The sequence below is a fragment of the Paraburkholderia sp. CNPSo 3076 genome, assembly GCF_026343935.1.
Taxonomy (GTDB): domain Bacteria; phylum Pseudomonadota; class Gammaproteobacteria; order Burkholderiales; family Burkholderiaceae; genus Paraburkholderia; species Paraburkholderia nodosa.
Window position 1 is genome coordinate 1 of record NZ_JAPMAL010000048.1, and the last position, 25,869, is coordinate 25,869.

29 protein-coding genes and 4 pseudogenes are annotated in these 25,869 nt (G+C 64.6%); 14 read left to right on the forward strand and 19 right to left on the reverse strand.

Translation table 11 applies throughout. From position 1 onward, the window contains the following. Both M3A49_RS37520 and hutH read right to left on the reverse strand, forming a co-directional pair. Positions 1-298 (reverse strand): annotated as a pseudogene (locus M3A49_RS37520) (urocanate hydratase); the annotation flags it as partial. A 56-nt stretch (positions 299-354) separates the two neighbouring features. Next, on the reverse strand, positions 355-1,893 hold the full coding sequence (gene hutH, locus M3A49_RS37525; RefSeq protein WP_266233355.1) for a histidine ammonia-lyase: 1,539 nt from the start codon (positions 1,891-1,893) through the stop codon (positions 355-357). A gap of 265 nt (positions 1,894-2,158) precedes the next feature. On the opposite strand from hutH, the gene M3A49_RS37530 reads away from it, so the two are divergent. The 7 genes from M3A49_RS37530 to M3A49_RS37560 all read left to right on the forward strand — a co-directional run bounded on the left by M3A49_RS37530 (position 2,159) and on the right by M3A49_RS37560 (position 6,886). Further along, positions 2,159-2,917: an ABC transporter substrate-binding protein gene (locus M3A49_RS37530; protein ID WP_266233356.1), complete on the forward strand. Its 759-nt coding sequence runs from the start codon at positions 2,159-2,161 to the stop codon at positions 2,915-2,917. A gap of 65 nt (positions 2,918-2,982) precedes the next feature. Then, positions 2,983-3,672, forward strand: a complete 690-nt coding sequence (locus tag M3A49_RS37535; RefSeq protein WP_266233358.1) for an ABC transporter permease — start codon at positions 2,983-2,985, stop codon at positions 3,670-3,672. Next, positions 3,669-4,382, forward strand: coding sequence for an ABC transporter permease (locus tag M3A49_RS37540; protein ID WP_028206870.1), 714 nt, complete (start codon positions 3,669-3,671; stop codon positions 4,380-4,382). The genes M3A49_RS37535 and M3A49_RS37540 overlap by 4 nt, the downstream gene beginning before the upstream one ends. A gap of 30 nt (positions 4,383-4,412) precedes the next feature. Beyond that, complete coding sequence (locus tag M3A49_RS37545; RefSeq protein ID WP_069263211.1) at positions 4,413-5,180, forward strand: ABC transporter ATP-binding protein; 768 nt, start codon at positions 4,413-4,415, stop codon at positions 5,178-5,180. 267 nt (positions 5,181-5,447) lie between these two features. Continuing rightward, positions 5,448-5,813, forward strand: a complete 366-nt coding sequence (locus M3A49_RS37550) for a hypothetical protein (protein ID WP_266233359.1) — start codon at positions 5,448-5,450, stop codon at positions 5,811-5,813. A gap of 98 nt (positions 5,814-5,911) precedes the next feature. Continuing rightward, on the forward strand, positions 5,912-6,445 hold the full coding sequence (locus M3A49_RS37555) for a helix-turn-helix transcriptional regulator (protein WP_254353220.1): 534 nt from the start codon (positions 5,912-5,914) through the stop codon (positions 6,443-6,445). Positions 6,446-6,472: 27 nt separating this feature from the next. Next, on the forward strand, positions 6,473-6,886 hold the full coding sequence (locus tag M3A49_RS37560) for a VOC family protein (RefSeq protein WP_028206874.1): 414 nt from the start codon (positions 6,473-6,475) through the stop codon (positions 6,884-6,886). A 236-nt stretch (positions 6,887-7,122) separates the two neighbouring features. Here the strand turns inward: M3A49_RS37560 and M3A49_RS37565 are convergent, their stop codons facing one another. Together M3A49_RS37565 and M3A49_RS37570 are read right to left on the reverse strand one after the other, a co-directional pair. Continuing rightward, positions 7,123-7,329 carry a hypothetical protein gene (locus tag M3A49_RS37565; RefSeq protein ID WP_266233361.1) on the reverse strand — a complete coding sequence of 69 codons (207 nt, stop codon included), beginning with the start codon at positions 7,327-7,329 and terminating at the stop codon, positions 7,123-7,125. A gap of 264 nt (positions 7,330-7,593) precedes the next feature. After that, positions 7,594-8,049, reverse strand: coding sequence for a MarR family winged helix-turn-helix transcriptional regulator (locus tag M3A49_RS37570; protein WP_028206875.1), 456 nt, complete (start codon positions 8,047-8,049; stop codon positions 7,594-7,596). Positions 8,050-8,308: 259 nt separating this feature from the next. On the opposite strand from M3A49_RS37570, the gene M3A49_RS37575 reads away from it, so the two are divergent. Then, the gene (locus tag M3A49_RS37575) at positions 8,309-8,791 is read left to right on the forward strand and encodes an SET domain-containing protein (RefSeq protein WP_323183482.1); all 483 of its coding nucleotides are present in this window, start codon (positions 8,309-8,311) and stop codon (positions 8,789-8,791) included. A gap of 177 nt (positions 8,792-8,968) precedes the next feature. On the opposite strand, the pseudogene M3A49_RS42550 reads toward M3A49_RS37575, so the two are convergent. From M3A49_RS42550 to M3A49_RS37590, 3 genes and pseudogenes are all read right to left on the reverse strand, one after another. Next, positions 8,969-9,190: pseudogene (locus M3A49_RS42550) on the reverse strand (porin); the annotation flags it as partial. Next, positions 9,090-9,338 carry a hypothetical protein gene (locus M3A49_RS37585; protein ID WP_266233362.1) on the reverse strand — a complete coding sequence of 83 codons (249 nt, stop codon included), beginning with the start codon at positions 9,336-9,338 and terminating at the stop codon, positions 9,090-9,092. The gene M3A49_RS37585 and the pseudogene M3A49_RS42550, both read right to left, overlap by 101 nt. After that, positions 9,335-9,550: pseudogene (locus tag M3A49_RS37590) on the reverse strand (iron chelate uptake ABC transporter family permease subunit); the annotation flags it as partial. The pseudogene M3A49_RS37590 and the gene M3A49_RS37585, both read right to left, overlap by 4 nt. A gap of 2 nt (positions 9,551-9,552) precedes the next feature. On the opposite strand from M3A49_RS37590, the pseudogene M3A49_RS37595 reads away from it, so the two are divergent. From M3A49_RS37595 to M3A49_RS37605, 3 genes and pseudogenes are all read left to right on the forward strand, one after another. Then, positions 9,553-9,735, forward strand: a pseudogene (locus M3A49_RS37595) (winged helix-turn-helix domain-containing protein); the annotation flags it as partial. Then, positions 9,732-10,040: a hypothetical protein gene (locus tag M3A49_RS37600; protein ID WP_254353214.1), complete on the forward strand. Its 309-nt coding sequence runs from the start codon at positions 9,732-9,734 to the stop codon at positions 10,038-10,040. The pseudogene M3A49_RS37595 and the gene M3A49_RS37600, both read left to right, overlap by 4 nt. Before the next feature lie 451 nt (positions 10,041-10,491). Next, entirely contained in the window at positions 10,492-10,857 is a 366-nt protein-coding gene (locus tag M3A49_RS37605; RefSeq protein ID WP_254353213.1) for a sensor histidine kinase, read from the forward strand. Positions 10,858-10,869: 12 nt separating this feature from the next. Here the strand turns inward: M3A49_RS37605 and M3A49_RS37610 are convergent, their stop codons facing one another. The 4 genes from M3A49_RS37610 to M3A49_RS37625 all read right to left on the reverse strand — a co-directional run bounded on the left by M3A49_RS37610 (position 10,870) and on the right by M3A49_RS37625 (position 14,373). Continuing rightward, positions 10,870-11,706 (reverse strand): hypothetical protein, encoded by an 837-nt coding sequence (locus M3A49_RS37610; RefSeq protein WP_254353212.1) that lies wholly within the window; start codon positions 11,704-11,706, stop codon positions 10,870-10,872. A gap of 374 nt (positions 11,707-12,080) precedes the next feature. Beyond that, positions 12,081-12,797, reverse strand: coding sequence for an SDR family oxidoreductase (locus tag M3A49_RS37615; RefSeq protein ID WP_254353211.1), 717 nt, complete (start codon positions 12,795-12,797; stop codon positions 12,081-12,083). Positions 12,798-12,841: 44 nt separating this feature from the next. Next, on the reverse strand, positions 12,842-13,723 hold the full coding sequence (locus M3A49_RS37620; protein WP_266233363.1) for an NAD(P)H-binding protein: 882 nt from the start codon (positions 13,721-13,723) through the stop codon (positions 12,842-12,844). 77 nt (positions 13,724-13,800) lie between these two features. Further along, positions 13,801-14,373 carry a TetR/AcrR family transcriptional regulator gene (locus tag M3A49_RS37625; RefSeq protein WP_254353209.1) on the reverse strand — a complete coding sequence of 191 codons (573 nt, stop codon included), beginning with the start codon at positions 14,371-14,373 and terminating at the stop codon, positions 13,801-13,803. A 279-nt stretch (positions 14,374-14,652) separates the two neighbouring features. Here M3A49_RS37625 and M3A49_RS37630 point away from each other — a divergent pair, with 279 nt between their 5' ends. From M3A49_RS37630 to M3A49_RS37640, 3 genes are read left to right on the forward strand one after another with little or no spacing between them, the layout of a single operon-like run. Beyond that, complete coding sequence (locus M3A49_RS37630; RefSeq protein ID WP_254353208.1) at positions 14,653-15,108, forward strand: (2Fe-2S)-binding protein; 456 nt, start codon at positions 14,653-14,655, stop codon at positions 15,106-15,108. 1 nt (position 15,109) lies between these two features. Further along, a complete protein-coding gene (locus M3A49_RS37635; protein WP_266233364.1) occupies positions 15,110-17,374 on the forward strand; it encodes a xanthine dehydrogenase family protein molybdopterin-binding subunit in 2,265 nt (754 codons plus the stop codon). Between the two features lie 11 nt (positions 17,375-17,385). Then, positions 17,386-18,708: a c-type cytochrome gene (locus tag M3A49_RS37640; RefSeq protein ID WP_266233365.1), complete on the forward strand. Its 1,323-nt coding sequence runs from the start codon at positions 17,386-17,388 to the stop codon at positions 18,706-18,708. A gap of 71 nt (positions 18,709-18,779) precedes the next feature. On the opposite strand, the gene M3A49_RS37645 is transcribed toward M3A49_RS37640, so the two are convergent. The 8 genes from M3A49_RS37645 to M3A49_RS37680 all read right to left on the reverse strand — a co-directional run bounded on the left by M3A49_RS37645 (position 18,780) and on the right by M3A49_RS37680 (position 25,748). Beyond that, the gene (locus tag M3A49_RS37645) at positions 18,780-19,583 is read right to left on the reverse strand and encodes a transporter substrate-binding domain-containing protein (RefSeq protein WP_266233366.1); all 804 of its coding nucleotides are present in this window, start codon (positions 19,581-19,583) and stop codon (positions 18,780-18,782) included. A gap of 228 nt (positions 19,584-19,811) precedes the next feature. Continuing rightward, positions 19,812-20,621 (reverse strand): N-formylglutamate deformylase, encoded by an 810-nt coding sequence (gene hutG / locus M3A49_RS37650; RefSeq protein ID WP_266233367.1) that lies wholly within the window; start codon positions 20,619-20,621, stop codon positions 19,812-19,814. A gap of 27 nt (positions 20,622-20,648) precedes the next feature. Next, on the reverse strand, positions 20,649-22,067 hold the full coding sequence (locus tag M3A49_RS37655) for a formimidoylglutamate deiminase (protein WP_266233368.1): 1,419 nt from the start codon (positions 22,065-22,067) through the stop codon (positions 20,649-20,651). Between the two features lie 4 nt (positions 22,068-22,071). Continuing rightward, positions 22,072-22,713 (reverse strand): HutD family protein, encoded by a 642-nt coding sequence (locus M3A49_RS37660; protein WP_266233369.1) that lies wholly within the window; start codon positions 22,711-22,713, stop codon positions 22,072-22,074. Then, a complete protein-coding gene (locus M3A49_RS37665) occupies positions 22,710-23,477 on the reverse strand; it encodes an amino acid ABC transporter ATP-binding protein (protein WP_302056689.1) in 768 nt (255 codons plus the stop codon). The genes M3A49_RS37660 and M3A49_RS37665 overlap by 4 nt, the downstream gene beginning before the upstream one ends. Next, the gene (locus M3A49_RS37670) at positions 23,474-24,142 is read right to left on the reverse strand and encodes an amino acid ABC transporter permease (RefSeq protein WP_254353202.1); all 669 of its coding nucleotides are present in this window, start codon (positions 24,140-24,142) and stop codon (positions 23,474-23,476) included. Before M3A49_RS37670 ends, M3A49_RS37665 begins: the two co-directional genes overlap by 4 nt. Before the next feature lie 17 nt (positions 24,143-24,159). Further along, positions 24,160-24,915, reverse strand: a complete 756-nt coding sequence (locus tag M3A49_RS37675; protein ID WP_266233370.1) for a transporter substrate-binding domain-containing protein — start codon at positions 24,913-24,915, stop codon at positions 24,160-24,162. A gap of 83 nt (positions 24,916-24,998) precedes the next feature. Next, entirely contained in the window at positions 24,999-25,748 is a 750-nt protein-coding gene (locus M3A49_RS37680; protein ID WP_266233371.1) for an IclR family transcriptional regulator, read from the reverse strand. Positions 25,749-25,869 lie beyond the last annotated feature (121 nt).

The window sequence follows — 25,869 nt, forward strand, 5'->3', positions numbered from 1 at the left end:
GCGTGCGGAACACGCCCACGGGCTTGCCCGACTGGATCAGCAGCGTCTCGTCCTCGTTCAGGTCCTTCAGCGACGCGAGGATCTGGTCGAAGCACTCCCAGTTGCGCGCGGCGCGGCCAATGCCGCCGTACACCACGAGCGCATGCGGATGCTCGGCGACTTCGGGGTCCAGATTATTCTGGATCATCCGGTAGGCGGCTTCCGCCAGCCAGGTCTTGCAGACCTTCTCGCTGCCGCGCGGCGCGCGGATCGTGCGGGTCGGGTCGAGGCGCGGGTCGGTGAAGTTCGGGTGGTTCATAACGTCTTCGTCTCGGATGTTATTCAGGATGACTGTTTTTATTCGGAATCTAGCGTCTATTGCTCGGACTCGAACGCCAGCGGGCTATGTTTGGCGATCGCGCCGTTCTGCACCAGCTTCGTCATCGCGGCGATGTCCGGCGCGAAGTAGCGGTCGAGGTCGTAATGCGGCACCTCGGCGCGCACCGACTGCATCACATGCGCGAGCGCCGGGCTCGTGTGATGCGGCGCGCGCAGGTCCACGCCCTGGGCCGCAGCGAGCAGTTCGATCGCGAGGATGTTGGCCGTGTTGTCGGCAATGTCGGCGAGCTTGCGCGCCGCGAACGTCGCCATCGAAACGTGGTCTTCCTGGTTTGCCGAGGTCGGCAGCGAATCGACCGAGGCCGGATGCGCGAGCGTCTTGTTTTCCGATGCCAGTGCAGCCGCCGTGACGTGCGCGATCATGAAGCCCGAGTTCACGCCGCCGTCCTTCACGAGGAAAGGCGGCAGGCCCGAGAGCGTCGCGTCGATGAGCAGCGCGATGCGGCGCTCGGCCAGTGCGCCGATTTCGGCTGCGGCCAGCGCGAGGTTGTCGGCGGCGAAGGCCACCGGTTCCGCGTGGAAATTGCCGCCCGATAGCACTTCGTTCGTTTCGGGGAAGATCAGCGGATTGTCCGACACCGCGTTCGCCTCGATCAGCAGCACCTGCGCTGCGTGGCGCATCTGGTCCAGACACGCGCCCATCACCTGCGGCTGGCAGCGCAGCGAGTACGGGTCCTGGACCTTGCCGCAGTCGCGGTGCGAGAGGTTGATCGCCGAGCCGTCGAGCAGCGTGCGATAGGCGGCGGCCGCATCGATCTGGCCACGATGGCCGCGCAGTTCGTGAATGCGCGCATCGAACGGCTTCACCGAACCCGCCGCTGCGTCCACGCAGAGCGCGCCCGAGACGAGCGCCGTGCGGTAGAGGTCTTCGATCGCGAGCATGTTGTAGAGCGCGAGCGCCGTGGAAGCCTGCGTGCCGTTGAGCAGCGCGAGACCTTCCTTCGCCTGCAGCGCAAGCGGCTTGAGCCCGACGAGACGCAAGCCCTCCAGCGCGCTCATGCGCTCGCCCTTCGCGAACACGTCGCCCACGCCCAGCAACACGCAGGACATATGCGCGAGCGGCGCGAGGTCGCCCGAGGCGCCCACGGAACCCTTCACCGGAATCACAGGCAGCACGTCGGCGTTGAACAGCGTGATGAGCGCGTCCATCACTTCGCGGCGGATGCCCGAATGGCCGCGGCCCAGGCTCGACAGCTTCAGCGCCATCAAGAGGCGCACGACAGGACGCTCCATCGGTTCGCCCACGCCCACGGCATGCGAAAGCACCAGATTGCGCTGCAGGAGTTCGAGCTGCTCACGCGGGATATGCGTGCTCGCCAGACGCCCGAAGCCCGTATTGATGCCGTAGGCGGGCTCGCCCTTCGCCGTGATCTCGGCAACGGCACGAGCGCCCGCGTCGATGGCCGCGAAGCTGGCCGGATCGAGTTCGAGCTTCACGCCGCCGTTTTCATGCGCACGCGCGATCTGGCGCAGTTGGGGCAGGGTCAGATGGCCGGGAGTGAGTTTGATGTTCATTGCGGTGTCTAAGTTGTCTGGACAAGGTGGAATCAGATTACCGAAGCGAGCTTGTCTATACAAGTTCAATCTGCTGCACGTATACCCGTATGCCTATCCCTGACGCCTGAATTACGCCATCTTTCGATTGCGGCACAGTGAAATCCCCAGGTGATAACACCGATTGCCGGTCTTTTCGACACATCGATAATTGTATAGACAACTTGCCGGACCGGACCTCCAGTCCATGACCGGGCACACGCCAACCCTTCCTATCGGAGACTTCATGAAGAAACTTGCCTTGTGTGTGGCCCTCGCCCTTGCCGCCAGTGGCGCGTATGCGAAAGACTGGTCCACCATCCGCTTCGGCACCGACGCGAGCTACGCACCGTTCGAGTCGAAGGCGACCGATGGCAAGCTGGCCGGTTTCGACATCGACCTTGGCAACGAAATCTGCCGGCGCCTGAACGCCAAATGCGTGTGGGTCGAGCAGGATTTCGACGGCATGATCCCGGGCCTCAAGGCCAAGAAGTTCGATGGCGCGCTCTCCGCGCTCACGATCACCCCGCAGCGCGAGCAGCAGATCGCCTTCTCCGCCAAGCTCTTCAACACGCCCACGCGCCTCGTCGCGAAGCAGGGCTCGCCGCTGCAGCCGACCATCGCTTCGCTGCAAGGCAAGACGGTGGGCGTCGAACAAGGCTCGATTCAGGAGACCTACGCGAAGCAGAACTGGGCGCCCAAGGGCATCAGCGTGATTCCCTACCAGAACCAGGACCAGGTCTATCTGGATCTGCAGTCGGGGCGCCTCGACGCCGCGCTGCAAGACGAAGTGCAGGCCAATCTCGGCTTCCTGAAGACGCCGCGTGGCGCAGGTTTTGCGTTCGCAGGCGCGGAAATCCCCACGGGCGCCGCTGCCATCGGCCTGCGCAAGGAAGATGCCGACCTCAAGGCGAAGATCGACAAGACGATCGCCGACATGATCAAGGACGGCACCTACAAGAAGATCGAGTCGAAGTATTTCGACTTCGACGTGTACGGTGGTTAAGCGCCGCCGCGTTCATCTGCAACAACCAGCGGGAGCGCCGCTCCCCTGAACGAGGACATTCTTCCATGGTCTTTCAAGGCTTCGGCCCGCTGCTCCTTGCGGGCACGTGGGAAACCATCAAGCTCGCGGTGCTTTCGCTAGGCGCCGCGTTTCTACTAGGGCTTGCGGGCGCTGCCGCGAAGCTCTCGCCCAACCGCGTACTTTCGCGCATCGGCACGGCGTACACCACGCTCATTCGCGCGGTGCCCGACCTCGTGCTCATGTTGCTGCTGTTCTACAGCATCCAGATCTGGCTCAACGACGCGACCGACATGATGGGCATGGACCAGATCGACATCGACCCGTTCGTGGCCGGCGTCATCACGCTGGGCTTCATTTACGGCGCGTATTTCACGGAGACCTTCCGCGGCGCGTTTCTCGCCGTGCCGCTCGGGCAAATCGAAGCGGGTTTTGCATACGGCATGAGTTCCACGCGCGTGTTCACACGCATCCTGTTCCCGCAGATGATGCGCTTCGCGCTGCCTGGCATCGGTAATAACTGGCAGGTGCTCGTGAAGGCCACGGCGCTCGTTTCGATCATCGGTCTCGCCGATGTGGTGAAGGCCGCGCAGGACGCGGGCAAGGCCACCCAGGCGTTCTTCTTTTTCACGCTCGTGACCGGCGCGATTTATCTCGCCATCACCACGGTTTCCAACCTGGCATTGCACCACCTCGAAAAGCGCTATTCGACCGGTGTGCGGAGGGCAGCGCTGTGATCGAACTGCTTCGTCAATACTGGCCCAACTATCTGTACAGCGACGGCTTCAACACGAGCGGCCTCGTCATCACGCTCTGGCTGCTGGTCGTGTCGATCGTGGCGGGCTTCCTGCTTGCCGTGCCGCTCGCCATTGCGCGCGCGTCGCGCAACCCGTGGCTTTCGCGGCCGGTCTGGGTTTATACGTATGTGTTCCGCGGCACGCCGCTCTATGTGCAGTTGCTGCTCTGTTACACCGGCCTGTACAGCCTGCACTTCGTGCACGCCAATCCGGTCCTTGGCGACTTCTTTCGCAGTGCCATGAACTGCACGCTGCTGGCGTTTGCATTGAACGAGTGCGCTTATGCCACCGAGATTTTCGCGGGCGCGATTCGTGAGACCTCGTATGGCGAAATTGAAGCGGCCCAGGCATATGGCATGTCGAAGACCAAGGTCTACACGCGCATCATCCTGCCTTCCGCGTTGCGGCGCGCGCTGCCCTCGTACAGCAACGAAGTGATTCTCATGCTGCACGCCACGACGCTGGCTTTCACCGCGACCGTGCCCGACATCCTGAAAGTGGCGCGCGACGCGAATTCCGCCACCTATATGACGTTCCAGGCGTACGGCATCGCAGCGGCGCTCTATGCGTCCATCGTCTTCGCCCTGATCTGGGGTTTCCGCCGCCTCGAAACACGTGTGCTGGCCTATTTGAAGCCGCAAGGCCATTAAGAATTTCAGTCCTGATGGAGTGAACCGAGTATGTACAAGCTGATTGTCGACGACCTGCACAAGAAGTTCGGCGAGAACGAGGTTTTGAAGGGCGTATCGCTCAAGGCAAAGGCTGGCGACGTGATCAGCCTGATCGGATCGAGCGGTTCGGGAAAGAGCACGTTTCTGCGTTGCATTAACTTTCTCGAATCGCCTTGCTCGGGACGCATCACGCTCAACGGCGAGGAGATCCGTACGAGCGCCGACCGCGGCGGCGCGCTGCGCGTGAGCGATCCGAAGCAGCTCCAGAAAATGCGCACGCGCCTTTCGATGGTCTTTCAGCATTTCAATCTCTGGGCGCACATGACCGTGCTCGAGAACATCATCGAGGCGCCGGTCAGCGTGCTTGGCCTCTCCCGCAGCGAGGCCGAGGCCCGCGCGCGCAAGTACCTCGACAAGGTGGGGCTGGCCGCCGGCGTCGAGCACAAGTACCCGTCGCATCTTTCCGGCGGCCAGCAGCAGCGCGTTGCGATCGCCCGCGCGCTGGCCATGGAGCCCGAAGTGATGCTGTTCGACGAGCCCACCTCCGCGCTCGACCCCGAACTCGTGGGCGAAGTGCTCAAGGTCATGCAGAAGCTCGCGGAGGAAGGCCGCACTATGATCGTCGTCACGCACGAAATGGGCTTCGCGCGCAACGTGTCGAATCACGTCGTGTTTCTGCACAAGGGCAAGATCGAAGAGCAAGGCGACCCCAAGGAAGTGCTCAATGCGCCGCGCAGCGAGCGGCTCCAACAGTTCCTCGCGGGACGGTTGAAGTAAGGTCGTGGCGGGCAGTCGTTTCAGGGCCCGCCAGCACACCTCGGGGGCCATGCGCAACGATGTGCGGACATCGACTTGCGGCCCCCGGTTACACGCCTTGTGTGCGCCAGACCACATTGGCGAAATCGCCCGGAGCTATAGTGAAAACGTGCACGAGAACGACACGCAACGCTCGCCTCCACGCCTGGCATCAGGCTATCCGCCGGGCGAGCGCGCCACTCCATCGTCTCGAAGCAAGGCAGTAATCCGGCTTTCAGGAGACCTCCCATGAAGAAGCTGCTTGCCCTCTTGCTCATCGTTCCCGCTACGGCTTTTGCAGACTCCGCGGCATTCCCGGACGGTTCCGCGAACCCCAGCGCGGCCGACATCCAGCAACGCCTCTCGGGCAAGGCGTTCGACATCAAGATCGCCGACGGCAGCACGTGGCACGTGCAGTACGGCAATAACGGCGACTACGACTTCAAGTCGAGCAAAGGCTTCGCCGACCACGGCGACTGGAAAGCCGAGGACGGGAAGATCTGCAGCAAAGGCAGCAAGATGCCGTATCCGTGCAACGAAGTGCGCATGAAAGGCGCCGACCTGTACCTCAAGCGCGACAACGGCGAGATCATCCAGTTCGTCGAATCGCAGTGAGCGACGCCTGGCAAGCCCAACCGATCGAAAGCCGATCGCCGGCCATCGATCGCCGTTGGGCCTAAACTACCGGCATGCCGCCCACTCCAGACGAATGCATGCCCGCTAGCGCAGCCCTCCACGCCGATGCGCCCACGCTCGCCCATGCGCATCCTGAACCGCCCGACGCCGAACCGCTCCTGGACCCAGCCCTGCTGCGCCGTCTGTTGCGCGCGAAAGACCGCATGGACGCCGCCTCTCACGAGGCCTGGCCCGTCAAGCGCCTGGCCGAGGTCAGCGGCGTTTCCGAAGCGCATTTCGCGCGCTCCTTCAAGCGCGCCTTCGGCCTCCCGCCGCATCGCTACCTGCTCACGCGGCGCATCGAGCAGGCCACCACCCTGTTGCGCGACACCGATCTCGACATCACGGACATCGCCTTCGCCACCGGCTGGGAGAGCCTCGGCACCTTTGGCCGCACGTTTCGCGACGTGACCGGCTCGAGCCCCAGCGCCATGCGCGTCCAGGCGCGGGCCAACCTGCCCGAGATCGACCGCGTGCCCGCCTGCGTACTGAAAGCCGCGCAGCGCCCCGACCTCACCACAGCAGTTTTGGAGAAGCGGCGGCGTACGGGCAAGGCTAAAGTGCGGACCTGAAGTGCGGTCACTAACCAGGGAGGTGTTATGAATCAGGGTATCAATGTGGTGGGCCTGTACGTCGACGACCAGGACGAGGCGCTCAAGTTCTACGTCGACAAACTCGGATTCCGTGTGCATACCGACGTGCGCAATGGGGCGTACCGCTGGCTCACGGTCCAGCACCCGGAGCAGCCATCGTTCCAGCTCGGGCTGTTCCTGCCCGGGCCGCCGGTTCACGACGAGGCCACCGCGCAAACGCTGCGCGCCATGGTCGCCAAGGGCGCCATGCCGCCCCTCGTGCTCGCGGTGGCGGACTGCCGCGCCAGCTACGAGCGCCTGAAAGGCCTTGGCGTGGAATTCACCCAGGAGCCGGTTGACCGCTACGGCAGCGTCGACGCGGGTTTTCGCGATCCTGCCGGCAACGGCTGGAAGATGATCCAGGCGCCGAAGCAGTCATAGCAGCCAGGCATGCGCGGCTTCGAAGGCGATGACTCGCGAGGTTTGCACACGCGTGCGATCGCCCACCAGGTCCAGATACGTTTTGCCAATGTTCCTGAACATCGTTGCCTCTATTTCAGCGCTGCCTGCCGCCGACTTTCAGTTACATGACAAGTCAACTATTGTGCCGAAATAACCCGCTCGCAGGCGACACCCTGTCGCGTGAGAGCGTTGAATGGGGCGCATCGGTCTTCAGATCATTGCCATTTGCGCGACTCGAGCGCAGCGAACGGCGCGTGGCCGTCCATCCAGTCGTACTGGCTGGTCGGCGTCGCCCACGCCCAGTTCGAAGGCGAATGCGCTGCGGCGCTGCGGCTTGCGCGATCCGCCCCGCTGCGTGGCACGGCGCTCGTCGCGCGATCCTCGGCGCTCGTCTCCTGGCTTTCCGCGATGATGTCATTCATGTCAGTCCTGCTTCAAAGAAATTAGATCCGCATGCGGGGGCCGACGGTCTGCGCGGCGCAACCCGCATGCTTTTCGATGTGAGCGGACGATACGGCAATCCATCGAAGCGCTTTTCGTTTCAAATGCCATTCTTTTATGCTCGGGCGCCACTGAGCGTTAACGCCCGGTCCGCCACGAAGCGGCATTGCGCTTCGCGGTGGCAATTTGATGACAATTCAATGACTGATCGCGTGCCGGAAATTCATGCACGGACCAGGAGGCGGTCAGGGCGTGGCGTCCCAGCCGTGTGACGCGAGGATCTTGTCGAGCAGGAAGCGCAGCGCGACGCGCTCGGCCTCGTTCAGCCCGTGGTAAAGGTCGCTTTCGCGCTTGTCCAGGGTCGGGCCGATCTTCTTGAAAATCTTGCGGCCTTCGGCGGTGAGCGAAATGATGACGCTGCGCCCGTCCTTGTCGTTGCCAGTGCGCGCGAGGATCTCCTTCGAGAGCATGGCCTCGACCGTGCGGCTCGCCTGACTCTTGTCGAGGTTGGCGCGCCGCGAGATATCCATCACGGTTTGCGGACCGAAAGTGCCGATCGCGGCGATGATGCTTGCCTCCGGATACGGCACACCCAGCTTGTCGCGCGACATCTCGCTGCTCATGCGGTCGGCGATCTTGGTCAATGCCTTCAGCCGATAGGTCAGCGAGGCGTCTGCGCCTGGCTCATTCGTGCTTGCCATATACCCACTCGAGAATTGGATCCGGAAACTCGCCAAAGAAACCCGGGTATGTTGCCTTGATCCTGCCCGCGAGGTCAACTGCGAGGCACACATGTGGCAGAAGCCGAGAGTCGGGCGCCGTCCGCTTCAATACGGTGCACGCAATGTGTGACGGCGCGATACGCAAGGTCGATGCCCATATCCATTTTCATCACTCGCTTTCATCGTGGCCGCTTATACTGCACGCGTTCAACGCGCGAAGATGGCCATGAGCAAACGAATGACTGTCCGGCAGTCGCCGGTGCACGGAAAAGGCGTCTATGCGTTGCGTCCCCTGCGGGCCGGCGAGCGCATCTTCGAATACAAAGGCAAGATCATGAGCTGGCGCAGCGCGGCCCGGCGTTATCGTCTGCGTGAAGACGGTGCGCATACGTTTCTCTTCGGCCTTTCCGATGGCCGCGTGATCGACGGCGGCCAGGACGGCAACTGGGCGCGCTGGCTCAATCACGCGTGCCAGGCGAACTGCGAAACGATCGAAATCAACGGTCACGTATTCATCGACGCGTGCCGCGACATCCTGCCAGGCGAAGAGCTGTTCATCGACTACGCGCTCGAACTGCCCGACGACGCCTGCGAAGACAGCCTGCGTGAATACACCTGCCGCTGCGGCGCGCCGCTGTGCCGCGGGACGATGCTTGCCGGCGCCGGTGTTGGCGTTGACGCCGGCTTGAGCAGCATCGTCAGCGTAGTCAGCCTGCTTTAGGCTGCACGTTGCCTGGAACCGGTGCCGCATGCCGATCGCAACAACCGTCTGCTGATTCGTCGACGACGGCGATTGCCCGCTGATATCCGCACCCAGACCCGATCCATCCGCGCTGATGTGCTGGTAGCTCGCCTGCGCATAGACGTCGGTGCGCTTCGATAGGAAGTAGTCGGCCTGTACCGACACCTCGTGCCAGCGCGGGTGATGCTCGCCGCCTGAACTCGAAAGCGCGCCCTGCGTGTAGGTGTACGCGCCGTTCAGGCTAAATTTCGGCGTGAACAGGTAGCTCGCGTTCACCTCATAGTTGCTGAAGCTCGCGCCCTGCCCGTTCTGCACGAGGCCGAGACTGTTCGCGCCGTTGATCGTGTCGAGGCCGCCCAGTTGCGTGCGGGTCCACACGAAGCCGAAGCGCGCCGGATTTGCCGCTGCCGCTCGGCGCGAGCAGCGCCGTGATTTCGCCGCGCGCGAGCGGCCCGGCGCTCAAGTCGCTCAGCACCTCGCGCTTGCCGTAGCGCACCGAAAGCGCGTGAATCGACAATCCGCTCATTGCATGGCTCCCTGCGAGCGCACGACGATGCCGAGAAAGAGCGGAATGCCCACGAGCGCCGTGACGAGCCCAACGGGAATCAGCACGCCCGGCACGAGCAGTTTCGAGGCAATGGAAGCGAGCGAGAGCATCAGCGCGCCGAGCAGCAGGCCGCCCGGCAAATAGAAGCGATGATCCTCGCCGAAAATCGTGCGCGCGATATGCGGCGCAATTCTCGCGCGAGTTTCTGCTCGACCAGGTGTTCAGCAAGAGCCTGACGCCGCTCGTTCGCGCCATCGACGTCTGCGTGAGCCGGCTGCGCCAGCACCTGAAGGACTCGGCGCGCGAGGCCACGCTCATTCGCACCGTGCGTAACGAGGGCTATATGCTCGTGGCCGACGTCGGGTACGAAGCGTGAGGCGGGTCGCGCAGATCGCGGCGCAGTTGCGCCGCTGGCCGCTGCTTTTGCCACTTCGGCCGCTTTGGCCAGACACGCTCTTTGGGCGCCTCGTCATGGTCCTCGCGGCGGGCATGTTCGCGGGACAGTTGCTGACCAGCACGATCTGGTTCGAAACCCACGACAACCTCACGCTCGAAATTCCGGCGCGGCTCTTCGGCAGCCGTCTCGCCGATACGGTGCGCCTCATCGAGCGCGCGCCCGACGCGGCGACGCGCGAGGCGATCGTCGGCACGCTCGGCGACGATCGCTACCGCCTGCATTGAGTGCAAGGCGCGCCGCTGGCCACGCCCGCCACGCTTTCGCTCGCACAGCGCGCCACCGCCGGGCTGATCGAAGGCGTGATCCGCAAGCGCCTGTCCGAAGCCATCGACGTACATCTCATCGACGCTCAGGTGCGCGACGGCGCGCGCCGGGAAGGCGGCGTGCTGAGCCTGTTCGATTCGCGCATGCCCACCGGCGACTTTCACGTGCAACTCGAAGTGCCCGGACACGGCTGGCTCGACATCCACGCGAACGAAGGCCAGGCGGGCATGCATACCGAGCGCGGCGCGCTCGTGATCGATTACCTGCTGCGGATCTATCTGCTGCGCTTCGCCGCTGTGTGCCTGATCGCCATGGTGGCGGTGCGCTTCGCGCTTGCGCCGTTGCGCCGCTTCGCGACGGCGGCCGAAGCGCTCGGGCGCAATATCTATCGCGCGCCTCTCGCCGAGGATCGTGCGCGCGCCCGTTCCGGACTTTGCGCGCAACCTCAAACGCTGTCTGCAGAATCTTTTCGACAACGCGATTCGCTATGGCAGCGAGGCGAGCGTCACCGTTTGCGATGTGGAGGATGGCGTGCACGTGGTGATCAGCGACAACGGGCCCGGCATTGCCGATGCCGCTCTGCTCGAACGCGTGTTCGAGCCTTATTTCCGCATCGGTTCGTGTGGCAGCGATGCGCCCGCCGGCACGGGATTGGGGCTCACGATCGCGCGCAGCGTGGCGGCCGCGCATGGCGGCACGCTCGTGCTGCGCAATCGCGTGGTGGATGAGCAAGTTGTTGGGCTCGATGCCGAGCTGGCTTTGCCGACGGGCGATTGAGCCGACGGGCCGTCAATTCGACGCCGTTTTGCGGGCAGCGTCGTCGGTGGACGGCCCGGTGCCGCGCAGGTTCGTCACGTTTTGCAGCAGATCGAACCAGAACGGCGCGCCGAACAACGTTGCGCTCGCCGTGAGAAGCCAGCCGACGATCATCCAGACCACGCCGTCAGCGTAGGCGTCATCCCTTTGCCAGCCGATCGGCAACTGGTTCATCAGGGAGACCGCACCAGAAGACGCGCTCGAGTGCAGCGCACCCGCGAGCGAGGGATGCACCCACAGAATCCTGAACAGAAAAACCGTATCGATGTTCAGCGCAATCACGATCACGAGCGCCACGGCAAATGAAATGAACTGCGACCAGCGCTTGTAGGTGCCGGAGAGCCTGTCCATGCCATTGTCGAACCACTTGCCGAGCGCGTCTGAAAACTGGCCGACATCCTGGTTGGCGTGCCGATACATCGCCTGCAACACCTCCCTCAATTGCTGGTTCTGGATGGTGGCAATCGACTGACCGATGTCCTGGTCCGCACCGGGCGCGCGCCGAAGGATATCGATCATCGCCAGGGCAAAGTCTTTCGACGGAATATAGGATGGCTTGTACTTCAGGTCGCGCGCATTCGTCGCGTCACCGGAGTCGCGCGGGCTCACGAGCGCGTGGTTATAGAGGTCGCGCGCCATGCCGTTGAACTGCGGGTCGTTCAGGATCTGCTTGACGCCGGATAGCAGACATTTCGCGCGCAACTGCAAGAGCGACGCAAAAAGCTCGGTCACGGTGCTGACGGCAAGGCTCACCGCGAAATAGCAGAACACCAGGCCGATGCCGACTTCGAGTACGGTGCTGTTGAACATGTGCGACTCCGCGTGCGTGCACTTCAAGAGATGAGAGACTGCGCAGCCCGCTGCAGATCGCAGCATGTTCGAGGCAATCGCGTGGCGGGCGCCCTCTCTTCAACGATCAGCGGTTTTGACACGACGCTCAAGACCGCGAATGCGGGTTGTGTGTGGAATGCCACACAGGGAAGGCAACGGAGGGACGACTCATCTTGATTGTTGTTACACGAATCCAAACCTTCGTAGTTCGAATCATTCATGAATCGAAATGATGATTCGAAACCTGTCGCATTCGGCACTTCGCTGCGCATCCAGACGATATCTAGAGCCGGAGCCGCGCAGTCTTCATGCGCGCGCGGCGCACCGGCCCGTTGCTGCCTACGCCAGCATACCTATGCCAGCAGGACCGCAGGGTCGATATAGCCCGGCACCGCAGCCGAAAGCGATTGCTTCAACTCACGGCTGCCCGCATCCGCGAGCACTTCGCTTTCGCCCGCTTCGAGCGCCTCGTAGGCCTGGCGAACGACATCGACGGGACTGGCTTTCGGCACGTCGAAATCCTTCGTGAGATCGGTATCCACGAAGCCGACATGCACACCGACCACGCCGATCTTGCGCTCGCTGAAGTGCAGCCGGATGTTGTTGGTATAGCTCCAGGCCGCCGCCTTCGAAGCGGAATACGGCGCGAGGAACGGCACGGCTCGCCATGAGACATCGGAGAGCACGTTGATCACGCCGCCGTTGCCGTCGCTGGGCAGCACGGATTCGAACGCGCGCGTCGTGCGAATAACGCCATAAAAGTTCGTTTCGAAGATGCGCCGCGCCTGTTCCTCCGCCTCTGCCGCAAGCGGCGACGCGAGAATTTCCGCAATCCCTGCGTTGTTCACGAGCAGCGTCACGTCCGCGGCGATCTTCGCGGCAGCCGTAACGGAGGCCGGATCCGTCACGTCGATCTTGACCGGGACGATGCCGGGCTCGCGGAAGCCTTCCGGATTGCGCACCCCGGCGTAGACTTTGGCGGCGCCGCGGGCGAGCGCCTCGCGTGCAAAAGCCAGACCGAGGCCACGGCTTGCGCCGGTGACAAACACAACGGCATTCTTGATCTTCATTTTGAATCTCCAATGAAATTAGTCATGCAAAGTGTTCGTTTGAATCAGGCACGGAAAAGCTCGCGACGAGTGCGAACGAACGCCTCGACCGTCTGCGGCGCCTTGCCGGTAACCTGCTCGATGATGCTGTCGGTCCCCTTGAACACGCCGTTCTGGTAATCGACGGCGACTTCGATGAAGTGCTGGATCGCAAACTCGGGAAGGTCGTACTTCTGCAAATGCTCGCGATATTCATCGAGTGTGCCGGGGCGATAAACGATCTTCTGGTCGATCACCTTGCCGATCTCGTCGGCAATGCCCTGGTGGTCGAATTCGACCGGCCCGCAAAGCTCGTAGCGCTTGCCGATATGGCCCGACGGTTGCGCGAGCACCGTGGCGATGAAGCGGGCCTGGTCAACGGCGGCGATCGGCGCGTGGCGTCCCGCTCCGTAAGGCAGCGTGATCTGCCCTTGCTTGACGAGGGTGTCGCGCACCCACGGGAAGATCAGCCATTCGGAAAAAAAGGTCGGGCGAACATGAATGGTCGGTACCCCTGACCAGTCGAGCACGCGTTCGGCGATCCAGTGGTCGCGCGCGGCGTGGCTCTTCGCATCCTCGCGTGCGGAAATCTGCGACATTTCCACGACGACTTCGAGACCGGCGCGGCGCGCGGCGTCCGCGAAATACGCGGTGCCCTGAATAAACCCGGGCCGAACGGGATAGCAGAGGTACGCGCCCGTCACGCCTGAGGTGGCGCGAATCAGGTCGTCGTGATCGAGCAGATCGCCGACCACCACTTCGGCGCCGGCGGCACGCAGCGCGGCACTGCGCGCGTCTTCCGTACGGACCATCGCGCGAACCGCATGTCCGGCTTCGAGCAGGTTATTGACCACGTGCACGCCGGTTTTTCCCGTGGCGCCGGTAATCAGGAATTTTCGCTGTTGCATGATGGGTTCTCCGTTAAAAAGTGCATATACACATATGAGCGCGAATTGAATCGCCAGACTCTGGCGACAGCTTTCGTTCAGATCACTTCGATGTGTTGCCTGACGTCTTCCAGCAACGACGCGGAAGCATCCTGATCGGGGATGATGCGCGCCAGGGTCAGCGCGCCGATCATGGCCGCGAGCGCGAAAACGGCCTGCGAGCGGTTCGCCTCTTCCTCCGGTGTTGCCATGCGCGCCGCCAGCATGTCCACGAGCGCGTCGAACCCGCGCGAAGCCGCCGCGCGGGTCGCGTCGTCCGCGCGCGCCAGCTCGCTGCCCATGCCGGCAAGCGGGCAACCGTTCGCGCGCGCGTCGCGATGACCGGTGGACATGTACGCGTCCACGATCGCCCGGAACGCGTCCTCGCCCGTGGCCCCATCCGCAGCGGCGACGAGGTTTTCGACGATGCCGGCCAGCCCCGCTTCGCACGCCTCGGCAACCAGCTGATCCTTCGACTCGAAATGGCGATAAAAGCCGCCATGCGAGAGCCCTGCAGCGGCCATCACGTCGGCGAGTCCCGTTGCATGGATGCCATTCGCCCTGAATGCTCCAGCCGCGACTTCCACGATGCGCTCCCGCGTCTGCGCCGTTTCGACCTTCGACTTCCTCATGATGACCCGCTCCGTGATTCGATGTTGTTTAGATGCTAGTCATCATCTAAACGGAAGTCAAGGCGCGTTTTGGCTATTCGGGCATCGCAGGGCAGCCGCGGACCCGTTTTCTGCACGCATTTAACGGCGGCGCTACACTCGAACGGTTGTCGAAAGGCCGTGCCCACGGGCCTGCGCTTTTGGCTTGCTCATTAGGCAAGCCAGGCGGAACAGCCGGCGCGCGGACACTTCGATTGCACGATCAAGAACGACAAATCCCCACTTTCCGAGAGCCGCACCATGACGACGCTAACAATCAACGGAGAAACTCATACGGTCGACGCGCCGCCCGACATGCCGCTGCTCTGGGTCCTGCGCGACATTGTCGGCCTCACCGGCACGAAGTTCGGCTGTGGTATTGCACAGTGCGGCGCATGCACGGTGCATCTCGACGGCGTGGCCGCGCGCTCGTGCGTGCTACCCGTCGCGGCCGTTGCGGGCCGCAGGATCACCACCATCGAGGCCATCGGCGCGACCCCCGCCGGACAGAAGGTGCAGAAGGCGTGGCGCGAGATCGACGTCGTGCAGTGCGGCTACTGTCAATCGGGGCAGGTGATGTCGGCGACAGCGCTCATCGCCGCGAATCCGAACCCGAGCGACGCAGATATCGACGCCGCCATGGCGGGAAACATCTGCCGCTGCGGCACCTATGCGCGGATTCGCGCCGCCATCAAGCAAGCCGCGAAGGAGGCCTGACATGTCACAGGGTCTCCTCGATGCGCAGAACGGCGCGCCAGAACGCAAGCAGCCTGTCACAGCAAGCGGCCCACTCTCGCGCCGCACCTTTCTCAAGCTCGGCGCGGCGGCGGGCGGCGGCCTGCTGCTCGGCATCAGCTTTTCTGCCGGCGCGCAGGGCGACAGCCAGACGCGTCAATCGGTCGTTGGCGGCGACGGCAACGAAGCGCCGCAAGACGGCGTGTTCGAGCCGAACGCGTTCGTGCAGATCGACCGCTCGGGCAAGGTCACGCTGATCGTCCCCAAGGTGGAGATGGGGCAAGGCGTGTACACCTCGATTCCGATGCTGATCGCGGAAGAACTCGAAGTGCCGCTCGATAGCGTCACGATCGATCACGCGCCGCCCAATGCGAAGCTCTTCACCGACCCGCTGCTGGGCGGCCAGCTCACGGGCGGCTCGACGTCGATTCGCTTTGCCTGGCAGCCCATGCGAGAAGCGGGCGCGGCCGCGCGCACCGTTCTGATTCAGGCGGCAGCGCAGCAGTGGCAAGTCGATCCGGCCACCTGCCACGCCAAAGCAGGTGAGGTGCTGCACGACGCGAGCGGCCGGCGCATCGCCTATGGCCAGCTCGTCGATGCGGCCGCCCATCTGCCCGTGCCGCAGAAGGTGGCGCTCAAGGACCCCAAAGACTTCACGCTGGTCGGCAAGCCCACCAAGCGCCTCGACTCGCCCGAAAAGGTCGACGGCTCGGCGCTTTTCGGCCTCGACGTGCGCCTGCCCGACATGGTCTACGCCGCCATCGTGAACTGCCCTGTGTTCGGCGGCACGCTCGCGAAGGTCGACGACACCCACGCGAAGCAGGTGCCCGGCGTCACGCAGGTCGTGAAGATCGACAACGCCGTGGCCGTGATCGGCGCGCACACGTGGGCCGCGAAACGGGGCGCTGCGGCGCTCGTCGTCGAGTGGAACGAAGGCGCGGGCGCGAACGTTTCGATGCAGCAGATCGTCGCCGATCTCGCGAGCGCCTCGCAACGCGAAGGTGCCGTCGCCCGCAAGAATGGCGACGTGCAGCAGGCGTTCGGCACCGCAAAAACACGCATCGACGCCGTCTATCAGCAGCCGTTCCTTGCGCACGCAACGATGGAGCCGATCAACTGCACGGTCAACGTGCAGGCCGATGGCTGCGAGATCTGGGTGGGCACCCAGGTGCCCACGCGCGCCGTGGATGCCGCCGTGGCCGTCACGGGCCTGAAACCCGAGCAGGTCACGCTGCACAATCATCTGCTTGGCGGCGGCTTCGGGCGGCGGCTCGAAGTCGATGCGATCACCCAGGCGCTCAAGATCGGCAAGCAGCTCAAGGTGCCGGTGAAGGTGTTCTACACGCGCGAGGAGGACATTCAGCACGACATGTACCGGCCGTACTACTACGACCGCCTGTCCGCCGGGCTCGACGCGAACGGCAAGCCCGTGGCCTGGCAGCACCGTATCGCTGGCTCCTCGATCATCGCGCGCTTTGCGCCCCCCGCGTTCCAGCACGGCGTCGACCCCGACGCCGTGGAAGTCGCCGCCGACCTGCCCTACGACCTGCCGAACCAGTTGATCGAATACGTGCGCCAGGAGCCGCATGCGGTGCCCACCGCGTTCTGGCGCGGCGTGGGGCCCACGCGCGGCACGTTCGTGGTGGAGAGCTTCGTCGACGAACTCGCGGTGGCCGCGAAAACCGATCCGGTCACCTACCGCCGCAATCTGCTCGGCAAATCGCCGCGCGCGCTCAATGTGCTCGACGTGGCCACGCGCGCCGCGAACTGGGGACCGCCCATGCCGAAGGGCCAGGGGCGCGGCGTTGCGGTGATGCACGCGTTCGGCAGCTTCCTCAGCATGGTCGCGGACGTCACCGTGGACGACGGCGAAGTGCGCGTGGACCGCGTGGTGTGCGCCGTGGATTGCGGCATGGCCGTGAATCCCGAGACCATCGAGGCGCAGATCCAGGGCGGCATCGTGTTCGGCATCACGGCCGCGCTGTGGGGCGAGATCACGATCGAGCACGGACGCGTCACGCAAACCAACTTCACCGACTACCGGATCATGCGCATCGACCAGATGCCGGTAATCGAAGTGCATCTGGTGAAGAGCGCCGAAGCGCCCGGCGGGATCGGCGAGCCCGGGACCTCGGCGGTCATCCCGGCCGTGGCGAATGCGATCTATGCGGCGACCGGAAAACGTCTGCGGCACTTGCCCGTGGGCCGCCAGCTCGTGAACGCGGGCGCGTCCGCGCAATCGGCTTGAGGGAGCGAACCATGACGAAGACGATCGACGCATCCCAACGAGCCCGCGGCCTGCGCCGCGCTGCCGCCGCAACGCTCGCGCTCGCGGCATTCGCGTGCGTGACTGCGCGCCCCGCGCTCGCGGCGGGCGCAGCGGACGCCGCCACGATCCAGCGCGGCGCCTACCTCGCCGCCGTGGGCGACTGCGCGGCGTGCCACACCGCGCCGCACGGCAAGCCGTTTGCAGGCGGCCTGCCGATGAGCACACCGCTTGGCCGCATTTACACGACCAACATCACGCCCGATCCGGACACCGGCATTGGCGGCTACACACAAGCGGACTTCGCGCGCGCCCTGCGCGAGGGCGTCGCCAAAGACGGCCACAACCTCTATCCGGCGATGCCTTATCCCTCGTATGCGAAGGTGCGCGACGAGGACGTCGCCGCGCTCTACGCGTACTTCATGCAAGGCGTGAAACCGGTCAGGCAGAGCAATCGCGACGCCGACATCAAGTGGCCGATGAACCTGCGCTGGCCGCTCAAGATCTGGAACGCCGTCTTCCTCGAGAAAGGCGCGTACCAGGACAAAGCGGGCAAGGACGTGGCATGGAACCGCGGCGCGTACCTCGTGCAGGGTCTCGGCCATTGCGGCTCGTGCCACACGCCGCGCGGCATCGGCTTCAACGAGAAGGCGCTCGACGAAAGCGGCGACGCCTGGCTCACGGGCGCCGTGCTCGACGGCTGGTTCGCCTCGAACCTGACCGGCGCGCACAACACGGGCCTCGGGCGCTGGAACGAAGCGGACCTCGCGCAGTTCCTGAAGACGGGCGCGAACCAGCACGCCTCGGCGTTCGGCGCGATGACCGATGTGGTCAACAAGAGCACCCAGGCCATGAACGACGCGGATGTCAACGCGATCGCGCTCTACCTGAAGTCGCTGCCCGCGAAGGGCGGCGACGGCGCACCGGCTTACGCCTATGACGCGCAGGCGACGAAAGTATCGCTCTCGCGTCCGGCGAACGATGCGGGCGCGCGCGTCTACACGGCGTATTGCATGCATTGCCACGGCGCCGACGGGCGCGGCTTCGCGCCGATGTTCGCGCCGCTCGCGGGCAACCCGAACGTGCTGGAAAAAGACGCGTCGTCGCTCATCAACGTCACGCTCAACGGCACGGGCGATCTCGTGATCCAGGGCATGCCCGCGCCGTACCCCATGCCCGCTTATGCAGATGTCCTAAGCGACAAGCAGATCGCCGATGTGCTCACGTTCGTGCGTGCGGGCTGGAACAACAAGGCAGGCGGGGTGGGCGCGGCGGAAGTCGCGAAGCTGCGCACGAGGACGCAGGCGGCGCGATAGGAAGATGTGTTGAAGCGAAACGCGCCGGCCATGAATGCGGCCGGCGCGAGTGTCGAGAAACGCCAGTAGCGTTAGTGAGCGAGCGGTTGCGTCACGTCCTGGCCGAACCACTGCATGGAGATTTTCTTGAGCGTGCCGTCCTGCTTGAGCGAGGTGAGCGCGTCGTTGATCGCCTTCTCGAACTTCGGATTGCCCTTGCGGAACGGAATGGCCATTTGCTGATCGGCGCCCGGCAACACGGCGCCCGGACGCAGCGGCAGGTTCGACGTCTTGATGATGTACGGCAGCATCAGGCGGTCGTCCATCGTTGCGTCGATGCGCTTCGTGGCCAGGTCGCGCAGCTTCTCGGGCGCGCCGGGATAGGTCTGCACGTTGATGCCGGGCACGGCGCGCGCCATCTGGTCATAGTTGGTGCCGAGCGTCACGCCGAGCTTCTTGTCGCCCTTGAATTCGTCGAGCGTCTTGAATTCGCGTTTGTCGTCGGAGCGCTGGATCAGCTGCGCGGCCGAGTACGTGTACGGCTGGCTGAAGTCGAGCGCCTGCTGGCGTTGCGGCGTGATGGTCACCTGATTGACGATCACGTCGAACTTGCCGGCCTGCAGCGCCGCGATAATGCCGCTCCACTCGGTGGGAATGAACTCGGGCTTAACCCCGAGCTTGGCCGCCACGGCCTTCGCGACGTCCACGTCGAAGCCGACGAGTTCGCCCTTGCTGTCACGGGAATCGAATGGGGGATAGGTGCCTTCCAGACCGATCTTGAGCACCCCGGCCTGTTTGACGGAATCCAGCAGGTCTTCCGCATGGGCGGATATGGCGGTAAATCCAAGTGCCGATACGGCAAGCGCGCTTGTGAACAGGAGCTTCGTCAACTTCATTCAACCTCTCCTCTTTATGTGGATGTCTGGACTGCTTCGCGATGGCACATCAGCGCCCCCCGAGGCCGCGTCGCTAGAGAATACTACGATCGGCAGCGCGATCGTAGCCCGCACAACTGAGTACTTTCCCGCGCTGGGCGGCGCGCAGAACGGGGCACATCGCCTTTGAGACCGGCTGCTGTCTGAAAGGTAGGGATTCGCTTAATAGCGTGTTCACGCGCGGCGCAATCAACCCGCGGCGGCGTTCATCGCCTTCACGGCCTCGAGCGCGCCGCCCATCATCCTGCTCACCACCGGCTCGACTTTCTGCGCGTGCGACGGCATGTAGTCGAACGGTGCTGCCTCGCTCATGTAAGTCGACTGGCACATTTCGAGTTGCACGGCATGCACGCCGTCCTGCGGCGCGCCGTAATGACGCGTGTTGTAGCCGCCCTTGAAGCGGCCATTCGCGATCCACGTGAAGTCGCTCGCGGCCGCCGCGCGCTCGACCGCCGCCTGCACCGCCGCCGCCGCCGTGCGCCCGTCCTGCGTGCCGATGTTCAGATCGGGCAGCTTGCCGTCGAATAGCCGCGGCAGCACGCTCGCAATCGAGTGCGCTTCCCACAGCAGCACGTTGGCGTGCTGCGCGCGCAGGCGTTGCAGCTCGGCGCGCAGCGCGTCGTGATACGGCTGCCAGTATGTGGCGACGCGGCGTTGCCGCTCGTGCGCATCAGGCGCGCGGCCCTCGCGATAGAGCGCCTCGCCGCGGAACGTTTCGGTCGGGCACAGCGAAGTCGTCGTCTGCCCCGGATACAGGCTTTCGTCGTTGGGCGGCCGGTTCAGGTCGATCACATAGCGCGACACGCGCGCACCGAGTATCGTCGCGCCCAGCGACTTCGCAAACGCATAGAGCCGGTCGAGATGCCAGTCGGTATCGGCGACCGTGAGCGCGATGTCCGTATAGGCGTCGCGCAGCGCCTCGGGAATCTGCGTGCCGAGGTGGGGAATCGAGATCAGCAGCGGCGCCGTGCCGCGTTCGAGCGTAAAGAGGTCGGTCATGGGGGCTCCGTTCGGTTGGCCGCGCGCTCAGGCGCCGGCGAGGAGATGGTTCAACGCCTTGCGATAGCTGGCGTACAGGCGCGCTTCGTCGCGATGCCGGCGCTGCGCGACGACTTGCTCGCCGCCCACATAGATGTCGCGCACCGGCGTCTCGCCATGCTCGCAGAACACCACGGAGGAAAGCCAGCTTGGCGGCGTCTGCTGCGCGAGGTTCGGATGCTGCGCGTCGAGCACGAGCCAGTCCGCGCGGGCGCCCTCCTGCAGCGCGCCCACCGCGCGCCCCGTCGCGCGCGCACCGCCCGCGAGCGCCGCGTCGAAAAGACGGTCGGCTACCTGCGCCTGATGCGTCGCGGCCAATACATTGCGCTCGCGCCGTACGAGCCGCTGTCCGTATTCGAGCAGGCGCAATTCGGCGCGCCAGTCCACGCCGATATGGCTGTCCGAGCCGATGCCGAACGCGCCGCCCGCATCGAGATACTCGCGCGCGGGGAAAATGCCATCGCCAAGATTCGCTTCGGTCGTGAGGCACAGGCCCGCAATCGCGCCGCTCTGCGCGAGCGCGGCGGTCTCCCGCGCATCGATATGCGTGGCATGGACGAGGCACCAGCGCGCGTTCACGTCGAAGCGATCGAGCAGCCATTGCACGGGCCGCGCGCCCTCGGTCGCGAGGCACGCGTCCACTTCGGCCGTCTGCTCGGCGATGTGGATATGCACGGGCGCGTGAGGAAGCGCGTGATCCAGGCCTTCCAGCAGCGCACGCAACGAGTCGAGCGAAACGGCGCGCAGCGAATGCGGCGCGACGCCATAGCGCAACGCGCCATGCTCGGGCCGCCACGCACGCAGCGCCTCGACGATGCCGAGCAACTGATCGGGCGTGTTGATGAAGCGCCGCTGATCGTCGCGCGGCGCTTGCGCGCCGAAGCCGCGGTACTGGTAGAGCACGGGCAGCATGGTCATGCCGATGCCGGTGACCTCGGCCGCCTCGACCACACACTGCGCCAGTTCGGCAGGACTCGCATAACGCTGGCCGTCCTGCGCGTGATGCACGTAGTGAAACTCGCAAACGGAGGTATAGCCCGCCTTGAGCATTTCCACGTAAAGCCAGCTCGCGACCGCGGCAAGATCGTCGGGCGTGATGCGCGCCGCGAAGCGGTACATCAGGTCGCGCCAGCTCCAGAAGCTGTCGGTCGGATTCGCGCGATATTCGGTGAGGCCCGCCATGGCGCGCTGGAACGCATGCGAATGAAGATTGGGCATGCCAGGCATGATCGGCCCCGCCGCGTGCGCAACGCCGTTCGGCGCGTGCGCGAGGTCGGGCGTCACGCCGCGCAGCGTGCCCGTGGTGTCCCATTCGAGCAGCACGTTGCGGCGCCAGCCGCCGGGCAGGTACGCATGGTCCGCGAAGAGCGCGTTCGTCGTGGCAAGCGGAGAAATCAGGGGGCTCATGAAATCAGGCTCGCGCGATATCGAGTGTGACGGCCAGCAGCGCGCCTGCGCCGCGCGTTTCGAGGTCCACGGCCTGCGCCGCGTCCACGCGCAACGTGTCGCCGGGCGCGAGCGCGATGAAGCCGTCGCCGGCCACGCTCACCTCGACTCGACCTTGCACGGCATGCAGCAACACGGTCTGCGCATGCACACTGCGCCGCCCTGCCTCGCGCCACACTTCGAGCGCGCCGCGCGCGGCCTCGCGGCGCACCATCAGGTTGAACACGCGCACGGGGCCGGCGGCGATCCGTGCATCGATCGCCGATTCACCGGCAAAGCGCGCGATGTCCAGGGCGCGATCGAGCGTATGTTTGGCGTGTGGCGCTTGTCCTCCTGCGCACGCTTCGTCCAGCTGCAAGGCGGCGCCCTCGATCAACACGAGCGTGCGGTCGACGCCCGCGAAGCACGAAAACGGCCCGGCCTGCGCGATATCCGCGAGACTCGCGCGCCAAGCGAACCCATCGGGCGGCGCGCCCGCTGCGCAACCCGTCACGATTTCGCGCGTCACGCCGCCGCCGTTTTTCCAGGGCGCGGGCACGAGATCGGCGCCGCGCAGCAGCGTCACTCTTGCGCCTGCCCTGCCTTCGGGTGCGGAAGAGCGGCTCATGCGCGCGACAACACCGCTTGCAGGAAACTGCGCGTGCGCGGTTGTGCCGGCGCGGTGAAGATCGTCGAAGGCGGCCCCGACTCGACGATCTCGCCACCGTCCATCACCACCACGACATCGGCCACTTCCTTCGCGAAGCCCATCTCGTGCGTGACGACCACCATCGTCATCCCCTCGGAAGCCAGCAGCTTCATGACCTGCAACACCTCGCCGACCAGCTCCGGGTCGAGCGCCGAAGTCGGCTCGTCGAACAACATCACGCGCGGCTGCATGGCCAGCGCGCGCGCAATGGCGACACGTTGCTTCTGGCCGCCCGAAAGGCTCGCCGGCATCACATGCGCCTTGTGCGCGAGCCCGACTTTCTCGAGCAAGGCAAGCGCGGCGGACTCGGCTTGCGCCTTCGATGCCCCGCGCAACATGCGCGGCCCGACCGTGATGTTGTGCAGCACCGAGAGGTGCGGAAACAGGTTGAACGACTGGAACACCATGCCGACTTCGGTACGCAGCGCATTGAGCGCGCGGTCCTTGAGCATCGCGCCGTTTTCCACGAGGCGATGACCGCAGATATCGACGGTGCCGCCCTCGGCCTGCTCGAGTCCGTTGCAGCAGCGCAGGAACGTGCTCTTTCCCGAACCGCTCGGGCCGATCACCACGACCACCTGTTGCGGCTGAATGTCGAAGTCGATGCCGTTGAGCACGAGGTGCGAGCCAAACGACTTCTTGAGTCCGCGAATGCGAACGATCGGATCCGGTTGCGCGCTCATTGCACCATCCCTCCTGCGCGCAGACGGCGCTCGACGCGATGCAGCGCGTAGTTGGTCGTCTGCGTCAGCACGAGATAGACGAGCGCGATCACGAGGTACACCTCCAGCGAGCGATACGAAACGCTGATGATCTTCTGGCCTTCATGCATCAGGTCGTCGATCGTCAGCAGCGAGACCAGCGCGGAATTCTTGATGAGCGCGATGAATTCGTTGCCGAGCGGCGGAATCATGCGAACCACGGCCTGCGGCAGGATGATGGCGCGCATGGCCTGCCCCGACGACATGCCGATCGACCGCGCGGCTTCCATCTGCCCGCGATCGACGGACTGGATCGCGCCGCGCACGATCTCCGAGACGTAGGCCGCCGAATAGAGCCCGAGCCCCAGCATGCCGCAGACGAACGCCGGCAAGAGGATGTTGAACTGCGGCAGTCCGAAGAACAGCAGGAACAGCTGCACGAGCAGCGGCGTGCCGCGAAAGAACACGAGGTAGCCCGTGCAGAAGCCGTAGACGAGCCGCCGCTGCGGCGCGAGCCGGCCGATGCCGATCAGGAGGCCGAGCATGCAGCTGAGCACGAGTGCGGCAGCGGTCACTTCCACCGTGACCAGCGCGCCGTGTGCGATGTCGGCCCAACCGGCGATAGCCGGAGAGAAGTCGAATTGCATGGATCAGATCCGCCGGGTCACTTCGAACTCGAGCCGAACCACTTGTTCACGATCTGGGCGTAGGTACCGTCCGCCTTGATCTTCGCAAGTGCCGCGTTCAGCGAATCACGCAGCTGCGGTTCATCCTTGCGCACGGCAATGCCATAGGCCTCCTTCGTCAGCTCCGTGTCGAGCACGCGAAAACCCGAGCGCGTGCGGGCGAACTGGTACGCCGCGGGCTTGCCGGTCACGGCGGCGTCGGCACGGCCAATGCCGACCAGGTCGAACATTTCCTGGTTCTTCTCGACCTCGACGCGCGTGACCTTCGGGTAGTTGTCACGCAGGAAGTTCACCGACTTCGTGCCGACCTGCACCGAGACCTTCTTGCCGTCGAGATCGGCGAGCGTCTTGATGGGCGAGTCGGCCTTCACGAGCGCGACGAGGCCGCCTGCGAAATACGGCTGCGTGAAGTCCACCACCTGGCTGCGTTCCGGCGTGATGTAGATGCCGGAGATCGCGGCGTCGAAGCGGTGTGCGATCAGCCCCGGAATCAGCCCCTTGAAGTCGATGTCGGTCCACTGGACCTGCTTGCCCATTGCCTTGGCGAGCGCGTTCATCAGGTCGACGTCGAACCCGGTGCGCTGACCGTTTTCCGTGAACTCCATCGGCGGGAACGTCGCATCGGTCGCGACCTGGAGGACGTTCTGCGCTTGCGCGCCCGCGGTGCCGGGAGCGGCGGCGGCGAACATCGCGAGGGCGACGCACGTGGCGGACAGCAGTTTGTGCAGTTTCATGTTGGACTCCTGTGTGGTTGGTCGGGACGCTGCGTTTTTTGGCTTCGTTCGTTGGCTTTGTTCGTGGGCTTCGTTCGTTGCGGTCAATCGGTCTGCAGGCGGGCGGAAATGGTGTGCGCCGTGCGCAAGGTCCAGTCGGCGAGCTGCAATTCGCGGCCTGCCACGCGCGAGGACGGCGCCATCAAGGTGATCGACGCGTTGGCCCCCGCGCCGCGCGCAACGCGCCGGAACACGGGCGCGCTCACGCCCCATACGCCGGGGTCGACTTCGCTTTCGCTCACCGCGTAGCCGCGCGCGCGAATCTGCTTCAGTTCCGCTTCCATGGCGGCGCGGCCCTTGGCGTCGCCGGCGAAGAGGCGATCGAGCGTCTCGCCGCGCGCCTTTTCGTGCATGAACGCGAGCAATGACCTGGCCGACGCCCCGGCCTTGAGCGGCACCGCGCGCCCCTTCTCGAACGAGCAGCGCAGCGAATGTGTGCTTTCGACCATTTCGAGGCAGACCACCTGGTCGTTCACGGCGACGACGAGCCCGACGCTCTCCTGCGAGGTCCGCGCGAGTTGCAGCATGCCTTCGCGGCTCGATTCGACGAGCAGCGAATTGACGTCGAAGCCAAGCGCAAGCTGCAGACTGATGGGGCCCGGCGCGTAGTAGCCGGCGTCTTCGGTCACGAAGCCCCAGCGCTTGAGCACCGCGACCTGGCGGTAAAGTGTGCTTTGCGCGAGCCCGGTGGCCGCGAGCATGTCCTTCGCGGACATTGCCTTGCCGCGGCTCGCGAGTGCCGAAAGCACCAGTAGCAGGCGCTCTGCGCCAGTAACACCGGGTTCCTGTTTCACCTGGAAGACGAAGGCTGAATTGATGCACTCAGCATGCCACGCTACTCCCAGAAATCAAAAATACGATTCCCAGCGAATGGGAATGACATGAGAGGGTTTTCCCTGGAGATGTTCAATGTCC